The sequence below is a fragment of the Pseudomonas sp. GZD-209 genome (assembly GCF_049310485.1).
GTDB lineage: Bacteria > Pseudomonadota > Gammaproteobacteria > Pseudomonadales > Pseudomonadaceae > Aquipseudomonas > Aquipseudomonas sichuanensis.
Window position 1 is genome coordinate 1 of sequence record NZ_JBMOWQ010000226.1, and the last position, 2,652, is coordinate 2,652.

Sequence of the window (2,652 nt, forward strand, 5' to 3'; positions counted from 1 at the left end):
AAACGCCAACCAACACCCCCGAAGAGACGAAGGCCCAGGCGAACAACCCCTCCCCCCCCGCGATTGCGGTGGATCAGTCCTGTGCGGCAGTCGTGCCGAGGAACTTGCGCAAGAACTGCCGCGTACGCTCCTCTCTGGGGTTGGCGAACAGCGCCTTGGCCTCACCTTGTTCCACGATCACGCCCTTGTCGAAGAAGATCACCCGATTGGCCACATCGCGGGCAAAGCTCATCTCGTGGGTGACGATGATCATGGTCCGCTTTTCCTCGGCCAGGCCGCGGATGGTCGCCAGCACTTCACCCACCAGCTCAGGGTCGAGCGCCGAGGTGGGCTCGTCGAACAGGATCACCTCCGGCTCCATGGCCAAGGCGCGGGCAATGGCCACCCGCTGCTGCTGGCCACCGGACAGGCGCCGGGGGTAGGCGTCTTCCTTGCCGGCCAGGCCGACCTTGGCCAGCAGGCGCTTGCCCAGTTCGATAGCCTTGTCGCGAGGCGTCTTCTTGACGATCACCGGCCCTTCGATGACGTTGTCCAGCGCGGTGCGGTGAGGGAACAGGTTGAAGTTCTGGAACACGAAGCCGGCCTGCTGGCGCAGGCGGCGAATCGCGCTTTGCTGGCCGCCCAGGGGGCGGTTGGCGTCGATGCTGATATCGCCGATCTGGATGCGCCCTGCGTCGGGCGTTTCCAGCAGGTTGAGGCAGCGCAGGAAGGTGGTCTTGCCCGAGCCGCTGGGGCCGATGATGGCCACCACTTCGCCCGGTTGTACGGTGAGGTCGATGCCGTTGAGCACGGTCTGGCCCTTGAACCGCTTGGTCAGGCCTTCTACTACGATCATCGTCAGTGCTCCTGGTCGTGCTGGTTGACCCGCGCTTCCATGCGGTTCTGGAAGTGCGCGAGGATGCTGCAGAGGATCCAGTAGATCAGCGCAACCGCCAGGTACATGGTGAACACTTCGAAGGTGCGGGCGGTGATCAGCTGCGCCTGACGGAACAGCTCGGGCACCTGGATGGTCGCCGCCAAGGCGGTGTCCTTGACCAGCGAGATGAAGCTGTTACCCAGCGGCGGCAGCGCGGTGCGCAGCGCCTGCGGCAGGATCGCCCGGCGCATGGCCTGGGTGCGGGTCATGCCGATGGAGGCAGCGGCCTCCCACTGGCCACGGTCGATCGAGGAGATCGCCGCACGCAGGATTTCGCAGATGTACGCCGCCATGTTCAGCGACAGACCGATCAGCGAGGCCGGGATCGGGTCGAGCTCGATACCGATCTGCGGCATGCCGAAATAGATCACGAACAGCTGCACCAGCAGCGGCGTGCCACGGAAGAACGAGACGTAGATGCGTGCCAGCCAGTCCAGCGGCAGGATCTTCGACAGGCGCATCAGTGCCAGGGCAAAGCCCAGCACCAGGCCGAAGAACATGCCGCCGACACTGAGCAGCACCGTGTAGCCAGCGCCCTTCAACAGGAAGGGCGTGGAATCGGCAACGAGTTGCAGGCTTTCAGCAATCATTTGGTGACATCGGCACCGAAGTATTTCTCGGACAGCTTGGCCAGGGTGCCGTCAGCCTTCAGCTTGTCGATGGCCTTGTTGAGTGCGGCCAGCAGCTCTGGCTCACCCTTGCGCAGGGCCACGCCGCTTTCCAGGCGCGAGAAGGCGTCGCCGGCGAGCTGGGTGTCCTTGGCTTTTTGCGCGTATTCCAGCGCGGCCAGGCGGTCGATCAGGATGGCGTCGATGCGGCCGTTGCGCAGGTCGGCGAACTTGCTCGGGTCGTCTTCATAGGTGCGTACTTCGGCTTTCGGCACGTCCTGCTTGACCCATTGCTCGTAGTTGGTGCCCAGGCCCACGCCGACCTTCTTGCCGGCCAGGTCTTGCGCGGTCTTGATGTTCAGGGTGTCGGCTTTCTTCTTCAGGATCAGCGCCTGGATACCGGAGACGGTGTAGGGCTCGGTGAAGTCGTACTTCTTCTTGCGCTCTTCGGAGATGGTCACCTGGTTGATCACCACGTCCAGACGTTTGGACTCCAGCGCGGCGAGGATGCCGTCCCATTTGGTCGGCTGCACCTTGGCCTTGACCCCCAGCTCCTTGGCCAGCAGTTCCGACAGTTCCACTTCGAAGCCGGCCAGCTTGCCGTTTTCATCCTGGAAGCTGAAGGGCGGGTAGGTGCCTTCCAGGCCGACGTTGATCACGCCTTTTTCCTGGATGGTCTTCAGTTGCTCGCCGGCGAAGGCCTGGCCGAGCAGGCCGGCGCCGAGCAGGAGCGCCAGGCTGGCATTGAGAAGGGGTTTGGCGAATTTGGACATGTGTGGCCCCGCGCTTGTTGTGGAAGTAGTGGGTGGCAAATATAAAGCTGGGCCGTATAGGCCTGGAAATAATAAAAAAGCCGGTTGTTATTCCATGGCTGCACATTGCCATCCCGTGGCAGGGTTGAGGGTAGCCACGAATGGACACCCCGTCAGCGTTGCTTATGCCTGACTTAGCGCAGGATGGAATAAAGCGTTGTTTTTTCCAAGAGGGGGATTTGCCGTATCGTGATTGCAGCAAGGATGGAGTTCCCCGTGGGGGGGGGGGGGGGGGGGGGGGGGGGGGGAGGGGAGGGGGGGGGGGGGGGGAGAAGGAGAGAACAAGGCCCCGAAACAACGAAAACAAGGAAAAGAC

Annotated in this window: 3 protein-coding genes; all 3 read right to left on the reverse strand. The window is 62.9% G+C overall.

The annotated features are described in order from the left end of the window. Positions 1–73 precede the first annotated feature (73 nt). From tcyN to tcyJ, 3 genes are read right to left on the reverse strand one after another with little or no spacing between them, the layout of a single operon-like run. Entirely contained in the window at positions 74–835 is a 762-nt protein-coding gene (tcyN, locus tag ACO6VM_RS22815; RefSeq protein ID WP_125465994.1) for an L-cystine ABC transporter ATP-binding protein TcyN, read from the reverse strand. A gap of 2 nt (positions 836–837) precedes the next feature. Then, positions 838–1,506 (reverse strand): cystine ABC transporter permease, encoded by a 669-nt coding sequence (gene tcyL, locus ACO6VM_RS22820; protein ID WP_125465993.1) that lies wholly within the window; start codon positions 1,504–1,506, stop codon positions 838–840. Then, positions 1,503–2,297: a cystine ABC transporter substrate-binding protein gene (gene tcyJ / locus ACO6VM_RS22825; protein ID WP_422403852.1), complete on the reverse strand. Its 795-nt coding sequence runs from the start codon at positions 2,295–2,297 to the stop codon at positions 1,503–1,505. Before tcyJ ends, tcyL begins: the two co-directional genes overlap by 4 nt. Between the last annotated feature and the right edge of the window lie 355 nt (positions 2,298–2,652).